Here is a 17,865-nt window from a genome sequence, read left to right on the forward strand (position 1 = left end):
GTCGAGATCGTCAGCATGGACATGTGGAACCCCTACCGGGCAGCGGTCAAGGCTGTGCTGCCCCAGGCCCGTATCGTGGTCGATAAGTTCCATGTGGTGCGCATGGCCAACGATGCCCTAGAGAGTGCGCAAGGGCTCCAGAAAGGAGCTGAAACCGTCCCAGAGCCGGACTCTCAAGGGAGACCGGAAAATCCTGCTGAAACGCGCTCACGAAGTCTCAGACCGGGAGCGCCTCATCATGGAGACCTGGACAGGCGCGTTCCCGCAACTGCTGGCCGCCTACGAGCACAAGGAGCGCTTCTACGGCATCTGGGACGCCACCACACGGCTCCAGGCAGAAGCCGCCCTGGACGAGTGGATAGCCACCATCCCGAAGGGCCAAAAGGAAGTCTGGAGCGATCTGGTCAGGGCAGTGGGAAACTGGCGCGAAGAGACCATGACCTACTTCGAGACGGACATGCCCGTCACCAACGCTTACACGGAGTCCATCAACCGACTGGCCAAGGACAAGAACCGTGAAGGGCGCGGTTACTCCTTCGAGGTGATGCGGGCACGAATGCTCTACACCACGAAGCACAAGAAGAAGGCACCGACTGCGAAGGTCTCTCCTTTCTACAAGAAAACCATCGGTTACGGACTGCCGGACTTCGCAGAGGAACTCAACTACGGAGTCGATCTATCAACCATCTGAGGGTGGTATCAGATTGATGGGGTGAAGATGCCCCATCAACCATTAAATCCGTATACCCGAGATTTTGAAATCCTGCGTCAGCAGCTTGTCGGTCGCCTGCATGAACAGGCCGCCCGGTATGGCGTAGTCGGCCATTTTCTCGCCCGTGCGCGCGCCGCCGGGCTTGCCGGTGCTGGACGGCATCAGGCCGATGGCCTCCATTTTGTCGGCCCATTCCTTGTTGTGATAGCCGCGACGGCCCGGCTTGCCGAAGTGGAATTGCCAAGCGTGGACCATCTCATGCACCAAAGTTTGCAGGACTTCGAGCAGGGGCACGACAGCGAAATAGGACGGGTGGCTCTGTTGCAAAGATTGGCGGCAGTCAGAGGTAGGCTGTCGCTCTGCGCCGATCAGGCGGCTGCTGCGAAATGGTGGTTGAGCATGCCCATGGCCTCCGTCAGCGCCGAGGGCCCAATGCCAAAAGCTCTCTCCACAAGGCGCACCTCGCCCCTGATGCCGGGCTGCAGGCACCAGGGGCGAGCCTGTCCTTTGCGCAGGGCTCGCATGACTTCGAATCCCTTGATCGTGGCATAGGCCGTGGGGATCGATTTGAAACCGCGCACCGGCTTGATCAGTATCTTGAGCTTTCCGTGATCGGCCTCGATCACGTTATTGAGATACTTCACCTGCCGGTGGGCCGTCTCCCGGTCCAGCTTTCCTTCGCGCTTCAATTCGGTGATCGCTGCACCATAGCTCGGCGCTTTGTCGGTATTGAGCGTGGCAGGCTTTTCCCAGTGCTTCAGGCCTCGCAGGGCCTTGCCCAGGAACCGCTTCGCTGCCTTGGCGCTGCGGGTCGGCGACAGGTAGAAATCGATCGTGTCGCCCCGCTTGTCGACTGCCCGGTACAGGTAGGTCCACTTGCCCCGCACCTTGACGTAGGTTTCATCCAGGCGCCAGCTCGGATCAAAGCCACGCCGCCAGAACCAGCGCAGCCGCTTCTCCATCTCCGGGGCGTAGCACTGGACCCAGCGATAGATCGTCGTATGGTCGACCGAAATGCCGCGTTCCGCCAGCATTTCCTCAAGGTCGCGATAGCTGATCGGATAGCGACAATACCAGCGCACCGCCCACAGGATCACATCACCCTGGAAATGGCGCCACTTGAAATCCGTCATCGTTCCGTCCGTCCAATCTCCGCCAAGCATGCTCAAGCTTCACGATTTTTGCAACAGAGCCCACACGAGTATTGAGCATAGTCGAGATTGGTGCAGATCACTTCTGATATTGAACTGTCAGGAGCTGGCTGCACAACAGCCATTACGCCCAATCAACTGGTGCAGTCGTCTTCTGAAAATGACATTTGGTATCTCTCATAAACGGATGTTTTTGAGAGAACTATCTTCGGCCTTCACACGCACGAAAGGCGGCGAAGCTCCGCCGTTAATCCGTCCGCCGGAGATCTCGCCCAGGCAGGCTGAAGGCCGAGCAAGCCTGACAGGCCCGAAAAGCCCGGCACGGGCGTCGGCGGCGATGACGGCGGCGGCATTATCCAGGGTTGATGATGGAAGTGGAGGATATCGACAACCTCTCGCGCAACCAAGACATCGCGGTCGGACTGCAAGTGATCTTGAAGCCACGGGCCCGTCCCACCCCGACATGGACCTCGATGCCCGAACGGACGTTAGATTTCGAGTTCTAGGCGTTCTGCGATGAAGGTTGGATCCCAGCCGGGATTGAAAGTGTCGACGTGGGTGAATCCGAGCCGCTCGTATAGGCCACGCAGGTTCGGGTGGCAGTCGAGCCGCAGCTTGGCGCACCCCTGCGTTCGCGCGGCATGGCGGCAAGCCTCGATCAGCGCGGAGCTGACACCCCGGCCCGCATGTGTCCGTCGCACCGCGAGCTTGTGCAGATATGCGGCCTCCCCCTTGAGGGCGTCGGGCCAGAACTCGGGATCCTCGGCCGACAAGGTGCAACAGCCGACGATGCCGTCGCTGCAACTCGCGACTAGGAGCTCGGATCTCAGGACGAAGGTCTCCGCGAATGTCCGGTCGATCCGCGCGACGTCCCAGGCGGGCGTTCCCTTGGCGGACATCCACGCCGCAGCGTCGTGCATCAGCCGCACAACCTCGTCGATATCACCCGAGCAGGCGACCCGAACGTTCGGAGGCTCCTCGCTGTCCATTCGCTCCCCTGGCGCGGTATGAACCGCCGCCTCATAGTGCAGTTTGATCCTGACGAGCCCAGCATGTCTGCGCCCACCTTCGCGGAACCTGACCAGGGTCCGCTAGCGGGCGGCCGGAAGGTGAATGCTAGGCATGATCTAACCCTCGGTCTCTGGCGTCGCGACTGCGAAATTTCGCGAGGGTTTCCGAGAAGGTGATTGCGCTTCGCAGATCTCCAGGCGCGTGGGTGCGGACGTAGTCAGCGCCATTGCCGATCGCGTGAAGTTCCGCCGCAAGGCTCGCTGGACCCAGATCCTTTACAGGAAGGCCAACGGTGGCGCCCAAGAAGGATTTCCGCGACACCGAGACCAATAGCGGAAGCCCCAACGCCGACTTCAGCTTTTGAAGGTTCGACAGCACGTGCAGCGATGTTTCCGGTGCGGGGCTCAAGAAAAATCCCATCCCCGGATCGAGGATGAGCCGGTCGGCAGCGACCCCGCTCCGTCGCAAGGCGGAAACCCGCGCCTCGAAGAACCGCACAATCTCGTCGAGCGCGTCTTCGGGTCGAAGGTGACCGGTGCGGGTGGCGATGCCATCCCGCTGCGCTGAGTGCATAACCACCAGCCTGCAGTCCGCCTCAGCAATATCGGGATAGAGCGCAGGGTCAGGAAATCCTTGGATATCGTTCAGGTAGCCCACGCCGCGCTTGAGCGCATAGCGCTGGGTTTCCGGTTGGAAGCTGTCGATTGAAACACGGTGCATCTGATCGGACAGGGCGTCTAAGAGCGGCGCAATACGTCTGATCTCATCGGCCGGCGATACAGGCCTCGCGTCCGGATGGCTGGCGGCCGGTCCGACATCCACGACGTCTGATCCGACTCGCAGCATTTCGATCGCCGCGGTGACAGCGCCGGCGGGGTCTAGCCGCCGGCTCTCATCGAAGAAGGAGTCCTCGGTGAGATTCAGAATGCCGAACACCGTCACCATGGCGTCGGCCTCCGCAGCGACTTCCACGATGGGGATCGGGCGAGCAAAAAGGCAGCAATTATGAGCCCCATACCTACAAAGCCCCACGCATCAAGCTTTTGCCCATGAAGCAACCAGGCAATGGCTGTAATTATGACGACGCCGAGTCCCGACCAGACTGCATAAGCAACACCGACAGGGATGGATTTCAGAACCAGAGAAAGAAAATAAAATGCGATGCCATAACCGATTATGACAACGGCGGAAGGGGCAAGCTTAGTAAAGCCCTCGGTACATTTGTTTTCTGATTTAGTGACAATGGTAAGGAACAGTTATGCAAATCAACTTAAATACTCCGGGCACAGCGGCTACATCAACAATACAAACTGTTGCTCCTGCTGCTCAGGCTAAAACCACCACTACAACAGCACCCTCTACTGCAGACACTGTCACCTTATCTGCTGAAGCAAAGGCGAAGCTGGCTGCAGAGCAGCAAGAATCTAAAGCAATAAATCCAACACTGACTACATTAGGTGGTGGCTGGGGTAATGAACCACCAAAATAAGAGGTAGTTTGTGGGGACATTTATTACGACTCTTGCTGAGTACTTATGGGTGTTGTGCATAGGTTCTCTACTGCTGTCCTTAGTCTGGTCGGCCAGTAAATCTGCACGAATAACCATATTGATACTCACTTTATCGGGATTAGCTCAAGACAGGATTGCTCCTTTGCTGATGGGGATATCTGAAACATCTCCTGAGCTCGCTCGCTTACTTTGGTACCCAAGTTGGGTGATATGTCAAACATTGACGCTTGGTATCATCTGGGTTATTCATAGAAAATTCGTATGGGCGGTTGAACAAATCACTCAATTCATTTGTTTAAGCATCTTGATGCACTCTGTTCTGCAGGTAGCGAGATTCACAGACAGAGTCATATTTGGCACTGATCTATTGGGTGGTATATACAAATATGGAATACCAGCTATAAATATCGCAGCAATTTTAGCGATATTTTTATGGTCCATATCAGGAGCCGTCAAGCACAGAAAGGAACTTCAGGAATGCTGACTTTTGTTATGTCTGCAATTACGTTTGGCTTTTTACTGTTAAGTCTGTTTTTCTACAAGAAGTTGATTGGAATGTCAGATGCATTAAACATTATCGAAAAGCAGGTGGCCGCTGATATGGAGATCCGGGCGCATAGATTATGCCTGCTTGCATACGAAGCGCAACGGTTCGGTAACTCTGTGGATAGACGTGCTTTGGATGAAGAGTTTAAAGATTTTTTGCACCTGTACATTGAAGACTACCAAGCAGAAGTCGCAAAAAAGATCAGAGAACATAAGCTCAGCGAGATTTCTGCCTACGGATTTATTAAATTAGATAAGTAGTCATAACAACAAAGCTGTGGACAAGATCTGTCTTGTCTTATTTTAAATGCCCCCCACTGCTTCTCATAGTGATGCACGCCAGCTTTGGCCACCTTTAGATTTGACTGATGCTGCTTGTTAAGAAAATTCTGAATATCTTGCTGAACCTGATGCACAGCATCCAGTAATTGGGCTAAAGCAAACTCCTCGGCATGAAACACAAAGGTTTTACTGGCAGGTTCAAGCCAGCAAAACATGGCTTCATTATCCATCCAGGTGATCACCTGATTAAAACCGGTTAAATGATGCGCTTGATAACGACGCAGAGCAGTATTATCCCGCACTGAATGATCCAGCTCATCTGCATGACGCCATAACGCCTCATTCCGCAGTGGATGGTTTAGATCAGGCAGGTTGATTTCACTTCGCAGCGCCATGGCTCTATGACACAAATCCAGCCCCAGTTCTCCGCAACACTTGGCGGGCCAGAAAATCCGGGATAATTGATAGCTATGGATCAGAATTAAATGCACGGCATCGTACATATCTTCACAAGCCCGGCGCTGACAATCCCAGTCTTCAGACCAGTCATGTAATTGTTTGATGGCTCTGTCCAGTTGCTGACCAGCCTCAACGACTAACTCAGCTTGCAGTTCTGCCTGCTTCATGTAGACCAATAATTCTTTGGCATCCATTTCAACACTCCTGTAAGACGAGACAACACCCTGATTCGGGTACTCTGTATTTTCAGTGTAGAAAGCAAAAAGTCCTTTGCAAGCTGACAAAACAGAAGCTAAGTTATAGATTTTCCAGTTATTACCTATTAACGGTCCTTCAATAAATCTAAGCTGCTGAGTTCATGTGATATAGCATCTTTTGGATTTTTCAGATTTTTTGTATTTATTTTCAACAATCTGCTGTTCTGTTCAGCAAAAAAGCGAGTCACAAGCTATCGGTTATAAAATAAGATGGCCGTTCTAAACCGGGCTTTCATCAAATAGTTACATCTGTTTTTTAAACTTTGACGTACAATAACTGCCTTTTTCGTTGCTGCAGAGGAATTTTATGCTGGGCTTTTTTGAACGCTTAACCAACCCTTTCCCTGATAAAGAGCCAACTCAGCCACCTCAAGGCCTGTTTGCATTTTGTTTGCATTACAGTCAAGGCATGGTGTTGCCTCTGATCCTGATGTCTATTGCGACAGCCTTACTGGCCGCATTAGAAGTGTCCTTATTTGGCTATATGGGGCAATTAGTCGATTGGTTGGTAACCAAGAATCCGGCTACTTTCTGGCAGGAAGAGCAGGATACCTTGATCACTATGGCCATAGTGATGTTGCTGGTGTTGCCTGGTTTGGTATTTTTTCACTCAGCCCTGATCCACCAAACTATATTGGGTAACTACCCTATGTCGATCCGCTGGCTGGCGCATCGTTATTTACTGAAACAAAGTTTGGGTTTCTACCAGAATGAATTCGCTGGTCGCATCGCCACTAAAGTGATGCAAACGGCTTTGGCAGTGCGCGAAACGGCCACCAAGCTGCTGGATGTGATGGTGTATGTGGTGGTGTATTTTGGCTCTATGTTGTATCTGATCGCCGATGCAGATTGGCGCTTGGTACTGCCGATGATTGCCTGGTTAGTCATATACACCGGCTTGCAGTTTTATTTTGTGCCGAGACTGAAACAAGTTGCAACAGAACAAGCCGATGCCCGTTCAGAAATGACAGGCCGTATTGTCGACAGCTACACCAATATCAGCACTATTAAACTGTTTTCACACACGGCTCGTGAGTCAGAATACGCCCGCGATAGCATGCAGCTGTTTCTGGTGCCTGTGTACAGACAAATGCGACTGGCTACCTGGCTCAATATTTGTGTGCAGGGTCTGAACTATCTGTTGGTGTTCTCTATTGCCACGCTGGCGATATGGCTTTGGTCTGTCAATGCCGTCACTGTGGGCTCTATTGCCATCGCAGTCAGTCTGGCGCTGCGTTTAAATGGTATGTCGCAGTGGATCATGTGGGAAGTCAGTGCACTGTTTGAAAACATAGGTACTGTGGCAGATGGTATTGCGACTTTGTCTCAGCCTCAGCAAATCATCGACAAAGCTGATGCGAAGCCGCTTGAAGTGCCACAAGGTCAGATTGAGTTTAAGCAACTGAACTTTAACTACGGCAAAGCAGCAGGTGAACATGGTCCTGTGATTGATGGTCTGGACTTGTCGATTAAACCCGGTGAAAAAGTAGGTTTAGTCGGCCGTTCTGGTGCTGGTAAATCCACGCTGGTGAACTTACTGCTGCGCTTTTATGATGTCAATTCAGGCCAGATTTTGATAGACGGTCAGGACATCAAAACTGTATCACAGGAAAGTCTTCGCGCTCATATAGCTATGGTGACCCAGGATACCTCCCTGCTACACCGTACTGTAAGGGAAAATATTTTATATGGTCGTCCTGGCGCTACCGAAGCGGAAATGATTGAAGCAGCCCGTTTAGCCGAAGCCGATGCTTTTATTCAGGAGCTTACCGATCCTAAAGGCAACAGTGGCTACGACGCTCAGGTGGGCGAACGTGGAGTCAAGCTTTCTGGTGGTCAACGTCAACGTATTGCAATAGCTCGGGTTTTACTGAAAAACGCCCCTATTCTGATTTTGGATGAAGCCACCTCAGCGCTGGACTCCGAAGTAGAATCAGCTATTCAGCATAGTCTGACTCAGTTGATGATAGGCAAAACGGTTATAGCCATTGCACACCGTTTATCTACCATAGCAGCTATGGACAGGCTGATCGTTCTGGATCAAGGTCGTATTGTGGAACAAGGCAGTCATCAGGAACTGATCGCCAAAGGCGGTATTTACGCTCAATTATGGGCGCATCAAACCGGCGGCTTTATTGGTGTGGAATAAATAATAAAGGTCAGAGTCTTGGCTCTGACCTGTTGTTTTTAGCTTAAACGCGGGTCGGTTTCAGCGACCATCGGCCGGTTTAAATGCGCATTTCTGAACTGTAATAATACAGGGAAGGGTTTTAAGTCGACTAAATCGCGGAACAATATCCAGTCGATTAAAGTGAACAGACTGATACCAGGATAGTCCCAGTCACCGAAATGCCCTGCCCTGATTTGTTGCTCAAGTGCCTCTAGCGTCGCCTGAATTCGCTCATGCTGAAGATTAAAAAACAATTTATCTTCAGTCACGTCAAAACCTGAGCGCTTACAAAGCAGTAATTCAACCAAGGAGTCTGTGCAGGCATTGATGGTCGTCAGACCGTTTTCCTGATCCCAGCTCAATGGTTTGAATTTCAGTTTCGAAGCCAAATAACGATAAATTACGCCTGAATCAAAAATAACCTGCTCTCCATCCACTAACACAGGCACTTTGCGTGCCGGATTATGTTGTACCAACACTGAACGGCCTTCAGACTCAAAAATATTAAGCGCTACAAACTGATAAGGTTGCCCTGCCAGTACTAAACGTAAACGACGAACAAAAGGGGAAGCCACTGAACCTAATAACTGCATAACCTACTCCAATTTCAAACCATAGCTTTAGTGTACAACCAGAGTCAGCGGCTTAGATAGTGCTGATAGTCTGTTAATTTGGGCTTAGGGCAGAAAGCTTTTTCAATTCAAATTGATACGCAGTCTGAGCAACCTGCGCAATGATAGCTTCATTGGTTCGGCTTGACTCGGCTGAGTCTTTCACAAAAACAGCAACCAGCAAGGGCCGTCCATCAGGCAACAGAATGATACCTAAATCATTAGTGGCCGCAGTTTTTCCGGCTTTGATACCCGAAGTACCAGTTTTATGTGCGACCACAGTACCAGCTGGTAACAAACCTTTTAACCGCTCTGGTCCTGAGGTGGTTTCGACCATCCACTTCCATAACAAAGCCTGCGAGGTTTCAGACAGCTGTGTTTTTTGCTCAAACTTTTTCAGGATCTCTGCAGCACCTTTCATCGAGGTCCAGTTTTGATACTGCACCTGATCATCGGCGTGCATCTGCGCTTCATTTGCGACCACAGCGGTCTCCTTTATACCCATAGACTGGATATAGTCATGCAAAGCAGCTGGTCCACCAACCAGTTCAAATAACAAATCACAGGCCACGTTATCGCTGTGCGAGACCGAGTATTGCAGCAGTTGCTGCACTGGAACACTAAACTCGTCTCCCTGATACGCTTTCATTATCGGAGCCCAGGTATTCTGTAAAACCTTAGCCCTGTTTACGATAACGGTCTGATTTAAATCCAACTTTCCCTGATCAACCTGATGCAGTACCAACATAGCTAAATGCAATTTAAATACACTTTGCATTGGGAATTTTTCAAAAGGATTAATCAGTAAAGGTTCCAGATCGTCAGGCCCCCACACTGCAACGCCTACAGTGGCTTTTTTTCCAATGACTATGGATTCAATTTGCTCTTTTAACAGTGGGGATTGCGCTGAGGTTTCGAATGAACTAAAAGATACCATCAGTAGCGTCGAGGCAGTAACTACAGCTTTTATAATGACATTCATCGGATTGTCCTTTTGATAAGTCGATATGAATTATACAAAAGGCAGCCAAAGCTGCCTTTTTAGGGTATAGGAAGTATAAACCACCTTTTTGGGTATAGGAAGTATAAACCACCTTTTTGCTCCTCATCCGAAGTATCTTACCTGAAATTCCCTCACTCGTTTACCGCTCAAGCCCCAATTTTAACTGCCGGTCCAGCCTAAACCGCTCTAATAAGGTTCGATTTGGCGGTAAAATCTCTAGCCTGATAGCTCGAGAGATACAAACTGCCCCACCGCCCCGTTTAAAAGTTGGCAGTGTTGAGCAGTGTTGGATTTGGGGTCGTCAGTCAAAGAGACGACTCTGTGATGGATCGAACAGGCTGGGAGTCAGTGGCGGCGCTCGTTCTGGTGGCAGCTCACGCTGCTTGGCGGCATTCGCCTTGGCTGTTTTCTGTTTCAGATGCTTGAGAATCTGCTCAATGACCTTCGGATCTTCGATGCTGGCAATCACTTTGACGTGACCGCCGCAGTGTTCGCAGACTTCAATATCAATATTGAAGACTCGCTTGAGGCGTTGCATCCAGGTCATGGCGCGGTGGCGCTCTGCAGGACTCTTGTCACGCCAGTTAGTATCGAGACCTTCCGATTTGTCGGGCTTCTTGCCCCGCTTGGCGGGTGTTACTTGAACTCGGTGTTTGCTGTTCGGTGCAAAGACGCCGTGGAAGCGTGTGAGGTTGACTCGCGGCTTAGGTACCAACGCAGCGAGTTTGGCGATGAAGTCCAGCGGCTCGAAGATCACATGGGTGGTGCCATTGCGGTACGGAGTTTTGAGCTCGTAACGCACCTGCCCATTGGCGGTTAATGCCAGACGTTTTTCTGAAACCGCTGGCCGACTAATGTAGCGACACAAGCGCTCAAGCTTATCCCGCTGATGCGCTTCGGCCATCACACCGGCGTGTAGCGAGAAACCAGCATGGTTGGCTACTCGACTGCTTGAGTCGGCTTTATCCTCACGCCCTGGCAAGGTTTGCAGGGTGAAGACTTTGCGCCCTTGCTGGGGGCCGACGGCAATGCGATACGTAACCGAAGCACCATGTAATTGAGTCAGCGTATCGTCTTCGCCCTCTTCCAGTGTCAACCACGTATTCTCGGCATCACGCTCCAAAATCCCACGCTTTTCCATGCAGCGAGCGATGCGATGGCTGAGGGTGTGAGCGAGCGTATTCAGCTCATCGTAAGTGGGTGCCTTGACACGATGGAAGCGTTGCTTGCCATAGTCATCTTCGGCATAGACACCATCGAGAAACAGCATGTGGTAGTGGACATTGAGATTTAGCGCGGAGCCAAAGCGTTGGATAAGAGTCACTGAGCCAGTTTGTGCAGAGGCTTTGGTGTAACCGGCTTTTTTGATCAGATGAGTTGAGAGTGTACGATAGACGATACTCAAGACCTGGCCCATCAGCTGGGGATGGCGAGCCAGCAAAAAGCGTAGCTGGAAAGGAAAGCTGAGCACCCACTGGCGAATGGGCTCCTTGGGGAAGACTTCGTCTATCAGCAGCGCCGCACTCTCGGCCATCCGGCGGGCACCGCAGCTAGGGCAAAAGCCGCGTCGTTTACAGCTGAAGGCGACCAGACGCTCGTGATGACAATCCTCGCAGCGAACCCGCATGAAACCATACTCCAGACGGCCACATTGGAGGAGGTCGTTGAATTCTTGTTGGATGTAGCGAGGCAGGTGTTGACCTTGGGCTTCGAGTGAGGCTTTGAAGGCTGGGTAGTGCTGCTCAACCAGCTGGTAGAGCAGCGTCTGGTCGGGTTGGTGGCGTTCGTAACCGTTTGTTTGAGTGGGCGATTGACTCGCCGTGGCGTTCCTTGCCAGCGACATGGGTATCCTCCGCTGATACTGTGGTTATGTACAGTATCAGCGGCTTGCGTTCAGACGTCCAGTCTGGCCCTAGACATCGCTAAATGCTTAACCCGCAATAGCCCTCACGAGTTGTTATCAGCCACTACCGGTTGAGCGAGAAGGTTTTGGGTTCAGGGTGCTATTGCTCCACCAATCACAATACTGAAGCCCCAACTGTTATCAGTTGGGGCTTTTTCTTGTCTGTTTGCGGCGGTTGCGTTTTATCGGTAGTCGTCGAGCTCTGCACCATCCCACATAAGAGCTTAACGGTGCGATCTTCAACGCCATCACACAAAACTTTCTTTTTCACGCACAGTCAACTTATTGGATGTTTTATTAACAACCCAAAAGGAGATATTTAGCGGGCGGCCGGAAGGTGAATGCTAGGCATGATCTAACCCTCGGTCTCTGGCGTCGCGACTGCGAAATTTCGCGAGGGTTTCCGAGAAGGTGATTGCGCTTCGCAGATCTCCAGGCGCGTGGGTGCGGACGTAGTCAGCGCCATTGCCGATCGCGTGAAGTTCCGCCGCAAGGCTCGCTGGACCCAGATCCTTTACAGGAAGGCCAACGGTGGCGCCCAAGAAGGATTTCCGCGACACCGAGACCAATAGCGGAAGCCCCAACGCCGACTTCAGCTTTTGAAGGTTCGACAGCACGTGCAGCGATGTTTCCGGTGCGGGGCTCAAGAAAAATCCCATCCCCGGATCGAGGATGAGCCGGTCGGCAGCGACCCCGCTCCGTCGCAAGGCGGAAACCCGCGCCTCGAAGAACCGCACAATCTCGTCGAGCGCGTCTTCGGGTCGAAGGTGACCGGTGCGGGTGGCGATGCCATCCCGCTGCGCTGAGTGCATAACCACCAGCCTGCAGTCCGCCTCAGCAATATCGGGATAGAGCGCAGGGTCAGGAAATCCTTGGATATCGTTCAGGTAGCCCACGCCGCGCTTGAGCGCATAGCGCTGGGTTTCCGGTTGGAAGCTGTCGATTGAAACACGGTGCATCTGATCGGACAGGGCGTCTAAGAGCGGCGCAATACGTCTGATCTCATCGGCCGGCGATACAGGCCTCGCGTCCGGATGGCTGGCGGCCGGTCCGACATCCACGACGTCTGATCCGACTCGCAGCATTTCGATCGCCGCGGTGACAGCGCCGGCGGGGTCTAGCCGCCGGCTCTCATCGAAGAAGGAGTCCTCGGTGAGATTCAGAATGCCGAACACCGTCACCATGGCGTCGGCCTCCGCAGCGACTTCCACGATGGGGATCGGGCGAGCAAAAAGGCAGCAATTATGAGCCCCATACCTACAAAGCCCCACGCATCAAGCTTTTGCCCATGAAGCAACCAGGCAATGGCTGTAATTATGACGACGCCGAGTCCCGACCAGACTGCATAAGCAACACCGACAGGGATGGATTTCAGAACCAGAGAAAGAAAATAAAATGCGATGCCATAACCGATTATGACAACGGCGGAAGGGGCAAGCTTAGTAAAGCCCTCGCTAGATTTTAATGCGGATGTTGCGATTACTTCGCCAACTATTGCGATAACAAGAAAAAGCCAGCCTTTCATGATATATCTCCCAATTTGTGTAGGGCTTATTATGCACGCTTAAAAATAATAAAAGCAGACTTGACCTGATAGTTTGGCTGTGAGCAATTATGTGCTTAGTGCATCTAACGCCTGAATTAAGCTGCGCCGCGAAGCGGCGTCGGCTTGAATGAACTGTTAGACATCATTGGCGTGGAGCCGAGCAGACTGGCGGCTTCGTGCTTCACAAAGTAAATGAACGCAGTCAACTGATCAGCGCGTGAGGCCAAGCAATCCATCCCTTGTCCAAGGTAAGCCTGCTGGGCTTCAAGCAGCACGGGCTGATGTTGGACGGGCAGGCGTTCCATTACCCAGTTGGCAGCTACATCCTTCGGCGCGATCTTGCCGGTTGCTGCGCTGTACCAAATGCGAGACAAAGTAAGCACTACATTCCGCTCGTCGCCTGCCCAATCCGGTTGTGAGTTCCATAGTTTCAAGGTGTCGGCCAGTGCTTTGAATAGATCGCTTTCCGGGACTGAGTTGAAGAAATCTTCCGCGGCCGAACCTGCCAAGGCAAGGCTGTGTTGCCTTGCTTTAGTTAGCAGAATAGCCAGATCAACATCGGTTGTCGCGGGCTCGAAGATGCCCGCAAGAATGTCCTTGCGCTGCCACTCCCCGAATTGCAGTTCCCGTCTGGCTGGATAACGCCAAGGAACAACATCGCCGTACACGACGATGGTAACTTCCAAGGCACGGAGAGCTTCACTTTGGCCGGGAGAAGCGGAAACTTCCAGGAAATCTACGAACAGAGCCTGCCGCACAGTCTCATCGAGCTGTGCAGTCACAGTAACCAGCAAATCAATATCACTGCATGGCTTCAGGCCACCGTCGAGTGCAGAGCCGTACAAATGCACGGCCAGCAACGTCGATCCCAGATGATGCTCGATGACGTTGAGTGCCTGTGATAGCTGTACCGAAATCTCGGCGGGCACTGCGTTGCTCATGATGTCTAACTCCCAATTTGTGTAGGGCTTATTATGCACGCTTAAAAATAATAAAAGCAGACTTGACCTGATAGTTTGGCTGTGAGCAATTATGTGCTTAGTGCATCTAACGCCGCTAAGCAGCGGCACATTTTGCGTTTTGAGCGCAGCGAAGCAAAATGTGTCCGATGGCTTGGATGGTTAACCCCTTTGCCAGATTTGATAGCGATAATTTATATTTGAATGAAATTCCTGCTCGAACACCACATTGAACTCTTTGGGGATTTCCGGAAAGAAAACATTGCCCTCTGGCTCGGAATCTATTGTCGAGATATGTAGCGTGTCGGCATGGGCGATCAGACTCTTGTAGATCTCTCCACCACCAGAAACAACAACATGGTTCGTAAGAGTCTTTAGCTCCCTCATTGCTGCTTCTATAGATGGAAACACAACCACATCATCGTTAGTAGCTACCGATCCTGAGCGGCTGACAACTGCATACTTTCTATTTGGGAGAGCCCCCATTGCCTCAAATGTTTTACGGCCGACTAAGAGCCATTGATTGTAAGTTATTGCTTTAAAAAGCAGCTGCTCACCTTTAGCGTTCCACGGGATATCCGAGCCGCAGCCAATAACCCCATTTCTTGCTTTTGCAGCCATTAGTGATATTTTCACGATACTCCTTTGGGTTAACGCCGCCATAAACGGCGACAGGGTGGCGCGCCTATTGCGCATAAAATGGCGAAGCCATGCGCAACAGGCGCGGAATCTCTGGCGTCCGGTTTGATGGCTTTGTTATGCAAAGGACTAGTCTTCAATGACGTGTAAACCACGGCGCTTTAAGTCCTCCAACGAATCCAACATTCCCCTTATTAATTCAACAGGATGCCCCTCCCAGTCTTCAACAACGCCAACAATTCTCAAGGGTTCGCAGGTTCTATAGGACTGTGTTGGATTACCGGGAAATCTTTTGTTCGTAAGATTCGGATCGTCTTCGAACGGTCCTGTTGGCTCAACTATGTATATGTAGCCGCGACCCTCGAGGCCAGACAGTGACATAGCAAGTTCAGCTCCCCAAACTGCTGGCTCCATCAAGGCTGAAAAGTAGATGTGCTTAAGAATACGACCGTCCTCGAAATGAGAGATGAACCCTGTGGTTAGCAAGTCACCAATCGCCAAATTGGCTTTGGTTCCATGATAGAACGGTCCTTGCACCTGCTTGTAATTATCATGAGAGATGGGAATCCAATCTTTTACCATTTTAAGACCCTTAATTGTTGGGATTTGGCTGCATAACGCTGAGTTCAGCGGCAGTTTTTAAGTTGTGGTTTTATGGAATACTTTTGCGCAGCAAAACCATAAAACTGCGACTTAAAAACTGTCCAGCGCAGGCACGAAGTGCCGGAGCGGTGCTGCAACGACTTGTTAGAAAATTAGTTACTTGGCAGTGATGGTTTTTTACTTTCTTTTAGCCCTTTAACAGCCTGCTCCCAAGTAAGTTTCAAGAGTGATGCGTTCCCAGTTTCACTATGACTTGAAACAACCAACTTTGCTTTACCATATTTAGACATTAATATTTTGGCGGACTTTGGCCAAGCTTCTAAATTTGCGTCACCCAAATTACCAAGACCGTACGGTTTAACAAAACAACCACCGAACAAAACTCTATTTTCAGGTAGCCAAACCACTACGTTATCTGGAGTGTGCCCTGGACCAGGATAAAAAACTTCAATCTTATTATTAACTAGCCAATAGCTACCTCCGCTAAATGAATTTTTAGCTTGTACCTTACCGTCTTTTTTAAGAAGTTCATTTGTTAATTCAGATGCATACGTGGGGATAGATTGAGAATTAAGCCACTCTATTCCGCCCGTGCTGTCGCTATGAAAATGAGAGGAAATACTGCCTTTTATTTTATAGCCGCGCTCCACAAACCAAGTGACTAACTTTTCAGTATCTTTTGCCGTAAATGGAGTGTCAATCAGATAGGCCTCAGTATTTACAAGAACCACCAAGCCGTGTTTAGGAACAACACCCCAACCGTTAACTTCTTCAAACGAAGTATGAACATAAACACCTTCGTCAAGCTTCTCAATTTTTAAATCTGGCAAAGACTCTCCTGCGGCAGTAATGCTACAAAACATAAACATAAAGAATACAGATAACTTGTTCATACTTTACCTTTTCTAACTTTGTTTTAGGGCGACTGCCCTGCTGCGTAACATCGTTGCTGCTCCATAACATCAAACATCGACCCACGGCGTAACGCGCTTGCTGCTTGGATGCCCGAGGCATAGACTGTACAAAAAAACAGTCATAACAAGCCATGAAAACCGCCACTGCGCCGTTACCACCGCTGCGTTCGGTCAAGGTTCTGGACCAGTTGCGTGAGCGCATACGCTACTTGCATTACAGTTTACGAACCGAACAGGCTTATGTCAACTGGGTTCGTGCCTTCATCCGTTTCCACGGTGTGCGTCACCCGGCAACCTTGGGCAGCAGCGAAGTCGAGGCATTTCTGTCCTGGCTGGCGAACGAGCGCAAGGTTTCGGTCTCCACGCATCGTCAGGCATTGGCGGCCTTGCTGTTCTTCTACGGCAAGGTGCTGTGCACGGATCTGCCCTGGCTTCAGGAGATCGGAAGACCTCGGCCGTCGCGGCGCTTGCCGGTGGTGCTGACCCCGGATGAAGTGGTTCGCATCCTCGGTTTTCTGGAAGGCGAGCATCGTTTGTTCGCCCAGCTTCTGTATGGAACGGGCATGCGGATCAGTGAGGGTTTGCAACTGCGGGTCAAGGATCTGGATTTCGATCACGGCACGATCATCGTGCGGGAGGGCAAGGGCTCCAAGGATCGGGCCTTGATGTTACCCGAGAGCTTGGCACCCAGCCTGCGCGAGCAGCTGTCGCGTGCACGGGCATGGTGGCTGAAGGACCAGGCCGAGGGCCGCAGCGGCGTTGCGCTTCCCGACGCCCTTGAGCGGAAGTATCCGCGCGCCGGGCATTCCTGGCCGTGGTTCTGGGTTTTTGCGCAGCACACGCATTCGACCGATCCACGGAGCGGTGTCGTGCGTCGCCATCACATGTATGACCAGACCTTTCAGCGCGCCTTCAAACGTGCCGTAGAACAAGCAGGCATCACGAAGCCCGCCACACCGCACACCCTCCGCCACTCGTTCGCGACGGCCTTGCTCCGCAGCGGTTACGACATTCGAACCGTGCAGGATCTGCTCGGCCATTCCGACGTCTCTACGACGATGATTTACACGCATGTGCTGAAAGTTGGCGGTGCCGGAGTGCGCTCACCGCTTGATGCGCTGCCGCCCCTCACTAGTGAGAGGTAGGGCAGCGCAAGTCAATCCTGGCGGATTCACTACCCCTGCGCGAAGGCCATCGGTGCCGCATCGAACGGCCGGTTGCGGAAAGTCCTCCCTGCGTCCGCTGATGGCCGGCAGCAGCCCGTCGTTGCCTGATGGATCCAACCCCTCCGCTGCTATAGTGCAGTCGGCTTCTGACGTTCAGTGCAGCCGTCTTCTGAAAACGACAAAAAGCCCGCGATTAAGCGGGTTTTTCGTTCTCATAAACCTATCTCAAAACCTAATTCTCAATTAGACTGCTATTTATGACTTTTGAGAAAACAGGGGGGCTTATGGAAAACTGCGAACTTGAGCAACGGCGTTCGGATGCTGCTGGCCAGGACAAGTGTTATTCGGGTAAGCGGATTAAATGGTTGATCTTACCTTTGCATGAGAGTGAGACAGACCGGCATCTCATCGGATTATCTGGTT

General features: G+C 51.6%; 19 protein-coding genes and 1 pseudogene. 5 read left to right on the forward strand and 15 right to left on the reverse strand.

Annotation, left to right across the window (positions count from 1 at the left end):
• A pseudogene (locus R7040_RS23775) lies at positions 1 to 691 on the forward strand (ISL3-like element ISPpu12 family transposase); the annotation flags it as partial.
• A 42-nt stretch (positions 692 to 733) separates the two neighbouring features.
• Here R7040_RS23775 and R7040_RS23780 read toward each other — a convergent pair.
• The 5 genes from R7040_RS23780 to R7040_RS23805 all read right to left on the reverse strand — a co-directional run bounded on the left by R7040_RS23780 (position 734) and on the right by R7040_RS23805 (position 4,130).
• On the reverse strand, positions 734 to 1,039 hold the full coding sequence (locus R7040_RS23780; RefSeq protein WP_267923030.1) for a SprT-like domain-containing protein: 306 nt from the start codon (positions 1,037 to 1,039) through the stop codon (positions 734 to 736).
• Between the two features lie 41 nt (positions 1,040 to 1,080).
• A complete protein-coding gene (locus R7040_RS23785) occupies positions 1,081 to 1,845 on the reverse strand; it encodes an IS6-like element IS6100 family transposase (RefSeq protein ID WP_001389365.1) in 765 nt (254 codons plus the stop codon).
• Between the two features lie 506 nt (positions 1,846 to 2,351).
• Entirely contained in the window at positions 2,352 to 2,852 is a 501-nt protein-coding gene (locus tag R7040_RS23795) for a GNAT family N-acetyltransferase (protein WP_000376623.1), read from the reverse strand.
• Positions 2,853 to 2,979: 127 nt separating this feature from the next.
• The gene (gene sul1 / locus R7040_RS23800) at positions 2,980 to 3,819 is read right to left on the reverse strand and encodes a sulfonamide-resistant dihydropteroate synthase Sul1 (protein ID WP_000259031.1); all 840 of its coding nucleotides are present in this window, start codon (positions 3,817 to 3,819) and stop codon (positions 2,980 to 2,982) included.
• Positions 3,813 to 4,130, reverse strand: a complete 318-nt coding sequence (locus tag R7040_RS23805) for a DMT family transporter (protein WP_071211019.1) — start codon at positions 4,128 to 4,130, stop codon at positions 3,813 to 3,815. Before R7040_RS23805 ends, sul1 (R7040_RS23800) begins: the two co-directional genes overlap by 7 nt.
• Before the next feature lie 2 nt (positions 4,131 to 4,132).
• Between R7040_RS23805 and R7040_RS23810 the strand changes: the two genes are divergently transcribed.
• Positions 4,133 to 4,363 (forward strand): hypothetical protein, encoded by a 231-nt coding sequence (locus R7040_RS23810; protein WP_032495677.1) that lies wholly within the window; start codon positions 4,133 to 4,135, stop codon positions 4,361 to 4,363.
• A 498-nt stretch (positions 4,364 to 4,861) separates the two neighbouring features.
• On the forward strand, positions 4,862 to 5,191 hold the full coding sequence (locus R7040_RS23815) for a hypothetical protein (RefSeq protein WP_033917513.1): 330 nt from the start codon (positions 4,862 to 4,864) through the stop codon (positions 5,189 to 5,191).
• On the opposite strand, the gene R7040_RS23820 is transcribed toward R7040_RS23815, so the two are convergent.
• Positions 5,164 to 5,865: a hypothetical protein gene (locus tag R7040_RS23820; RefSeq protein ID WP_032495674.1), complete on the reverse strand. Its 702-nt coding sequence runs from the start codon at positions 5,863 to 5,865 to the stop codon at positions 5,164 to 5,166. The two genes, R7040_RS23815 and R7040_RS23820, sit on opposite strands and share 28 nt — an antisense overlap.
• 370 nt (positions 5,866 to 6,235) lie before the next feature.
• Here R7040_RS23820 and R7040_RS23825 point away from each other — a divergent pair, with 370 nt between their 5' ends.
• Entirely contained in the window at positions 6,236 to 8,077 is a 1,842-nt protein-coding gene (locus tag R7040_RS23825) for an ABC transporter ATP-binding protein (RefSeq protein ID WP_032495614.1), read from the forward strand.
• Between the two features lie 38 nt (positions 8,078 to 8,115).
• Here the strand turns inward: R7040_RS23825 and R7040_RS23830 are convergent, their stop codons facing one another.
• From R7040_RS23830 to R7040_RS23870, 9 genes are all read right to left on the reverse strand, one after another.
• Positions 8,116 to 8,691, reverse strand: a complete 576-nt coding sequence (locus R7040_RS23830) for a glutathione S-transferase family protein (protein WP_001176353.1) — start codon at positions 8,689 to 8,691, stop codon at positions 8,116 to 8,118.
• A 73-nt stretch (positions 8,692 to 8,764) separates the two neighbouring features.
• Positions 8,765 to 9,691, reverse strand: coding sequence for an extended-spectrum class A beta-lactamase PER-13 (locus R7040_RS23835; RefSeq protein ID WP_136512105.1), 927 nt, complete (start codon positions 9,689 to 9,691; stop codon positions 8,765 to 8,767).
• A gap of 322 nt (positions 9,692 to 10,013) precedes the next feature.
• The gene (locus R7040_RS23840; RefSeq protein ID WP_000050481.1) at positions 10,014 to 11,555 is read right to left on the reverse strand and encodes an IS91-like element ISCR1 family transposase; all 1,542 of its coding nucleotides are present in this window, start codon (positions 11,553 to 11,555) and stop codon (positions 10,014 to 10,016) included.
• 404 nt (positions 11,556 to 11,959) lie between these two features.
• A complete protein-coding gene (sul1, locus tag R7040_RS23845; RefSeq protein WP_000259031.1) occupies positions 11,960 to 12,799 on the reverse strand; it encodes a sulfonamide-resistant dihydropteroate synthase Sul1 in 840 nt (279 codons plus the stop codon).
• Positions 12,793 to 13,140 carry a quaternary ammonium compound efflux SMR transporter QacE delta 1 gene (locus tag R7040_RS23850; RefSeq protein WP_000679427.1) on the reverse strand — a complete coding sequence of 116 codons (348 nt, stop codon included), beginning with the start codon at positions 13,138 to 13,140 and terminating at the stop codon, positions 12,793 to 12,795. The genes sul1 (R7040_RS23845) and R7040_RS23850 overlap by 7 nt, the downstream gene beginning before the upstream one ends.
• Positions 13,141 to 13,256: 116 nt before the next feature.
• Positions 13,257 to 14,102 carry an ANT(3'')-Ia family aminoglycoside nucleotidyltransferase AadA16 gene (locus tag R7040_RS23855; RefSeq protein WP_001749984.1) on the reverse strand — a complete coding sequence of 282 codons (846 nt, stop codon included), beginning with the start codon at positions 14,100 to 14,102 and terminating at the stop codon, positions 13,257 to 13,259.
• A gap of 180 nt (positions 14,103 to 14,282) precedes the next feature.
• Positions 14,283 to 14,756 (reverse strand): trimethoprim-resistant dihydrofolate reductase DfrA27, encoded by a 474-nt coding sequence (gene dfrA27, locus R7040_RS23860; protein ID WP_001749985.1) that lies wholly within the window; start codon positions 14,754 to 14,756, stop codon positions 14,283 to 14,285.
• Between the two features lie 132 nt (positions 14,757 to 14,888).
• Complete coding sequence (locus tag R7040_RS23865) at positions 14,889 to 15,341, reverse strand: NAD(+)--rifampin ADP-ribosyltransferase Arr-3 (RefSeq protein WP_001749986.1); 453 nt, start codon at positions 15,339 to 15,341, stop codon at positions 14,889 to 14,891.
• A gap of 173 nt (positions 15,342 to 15,514) precedes the next feature.
• Positions 15,515 to 16,255, reverse strand: a complete 741-nt coding sequence (locus R7040_RS23870) for a subclass B1 metallo-beta-lactamase IMP-15 (RefSeq protein WP_063860575.1) — start codon at positions 16,253 to 16,255, stop codon at positions 15,515 to 15,517.
• 152 nt (positions 16,256 to 16,407) lie between these two features.
• Here R7040_RS23870 and intI1 point away from each other — a divergent pair, with 152 nt between their 5' ends.
• A complete protein-coding gene (gene intI1, locus R7040_RS23875; protein WP_000845054.1) occupies positions 16,408 to 17,421 on the forward strand; it encodes a class 1 integron integrase IntI1 in 1,014 nt (337 codons plus the stop codon).
• The last annotated feature ends 444 nt before the right edge of the window (positions 17,422 to 17,865 follow it).

This window comes from Vibrio sp. 1069 (genome assembly GCF_033340555.1).

Excerpts from the sequence above, each read along its gene's own strand:
- R7040_RS23785 (WP_001389365.1), bottom strand. The coding sequence starts at position 1,845 with ATGACGGATTTCAAGTGGCGCCATTTCCAGGGTGATGTGATCCTGTGG.
- R7040_RS23795 (WP_000376623.1), bottom strand. The coding sequence starts at position 2,852 with ATGGACAGCGAGGAGCCTCCGAACGTTCGGGTCGCCTGCTCGGGTGAT.
- sul1 (WP_000259031.1), bottom strand. The coding sequence starts at position 3,819 with ATGGTGACGGTGTTCGGCATTCTGAATCTCACCGAGGACTCCTTCTTC.
- R7040_RS23810 (WP_032495677.1), top strand. The coding sequence starts at position 4,133 with ATGCAAATCAACTTAAATACTCCGGGCACAGCGGCTACATCAACAATA.
- R7040_RS23815 (WP_033917513.1), top strand. The coding sequence starts at position 4,862 with ATGCTGACTTTTGTTATGTCTGCAATTACGTTTGGCTTTTTACTGTTA.
- R7040_RS23820 (WP_032495674.1), bottom strand. The coding sequence starts at position 5,865 with ATGGATGCCAAAGAATTATTGGTCTACATGAAGCAGGCAGAACTGCAA.
- R7040_RS23825 (WP_032495614.1), top strand. The coding sequence starts at position 6,236 with ATGCTGGGCTTTTTTGAACGCTTAACCAACCCTTTCCCTGATAAAGAG.
- R7040_RS23830 (WP_001176353.1), bottom strand. The coding sequence starts at position 8,691 with ATGCAGTTATTAGGTTCAGTGGCTTCCCCTTTTGTTCGTCGTTTACGT.
- R7040_RS23835 (WP_136512105.1), bottom strand. The coding sequence starts at position 9,691 with ATGAATGTCATTATAAAAGCTGTAGTTACTGCCTCGACGCTACTGATG.
- R7040_RS23840 (WP_000050481.1), bottom strand. The coding sequence starts at position 11,555 with ATGTCGCTGGCAAGGAACGCCACGGCGAGTCAATCGCCCACTCAAACA.
- sul1 (WP_000259031.1), bottom strand. The coding sequence starts at position 12,799 with ATGGTGACGGTGTTCGGCATTCTGAATCTCACCGAGGACTCCTTCTTC.
- R7040_RS23850 (WP_000679427.1), bottom strand. The coding sequence starts at position 13,140 with ATGAAAGGCTGGCTTTTTCTTGTTATCGCAATAGTTGGCGAAGTAATC.
- R7040_RS23855 (WP_001749984.1), bottom strand. The coding sequence starts at position 14,102 with ATGAGCAACGCAGTGCCCGCCGAGATTTCGGTACAGCTATCACAGGCA.
- R7040_RS23865 (WP_001749986.1), bottom strand. The coding sequence starts at position 15,341 with ATGGTAAAAGATTGGATTCCCATCTCTCATGATAATTACAAGCAGGTG.
- R7040_RS23870 (WP_063860575.1), bottom strand. The coding sequence starts at position 16,255 with ATGAACAAGTTATCTGTATTCTTTATGTTTATGTTTTGTAGCATTACT.
- intI1 (WP_000845054.1), top strand. The coding sequence starts at position 16,408 with ATGAAAACCGCCACTGCGCCGTTACCACCGCTGCGTTCGGTCAAGGTT.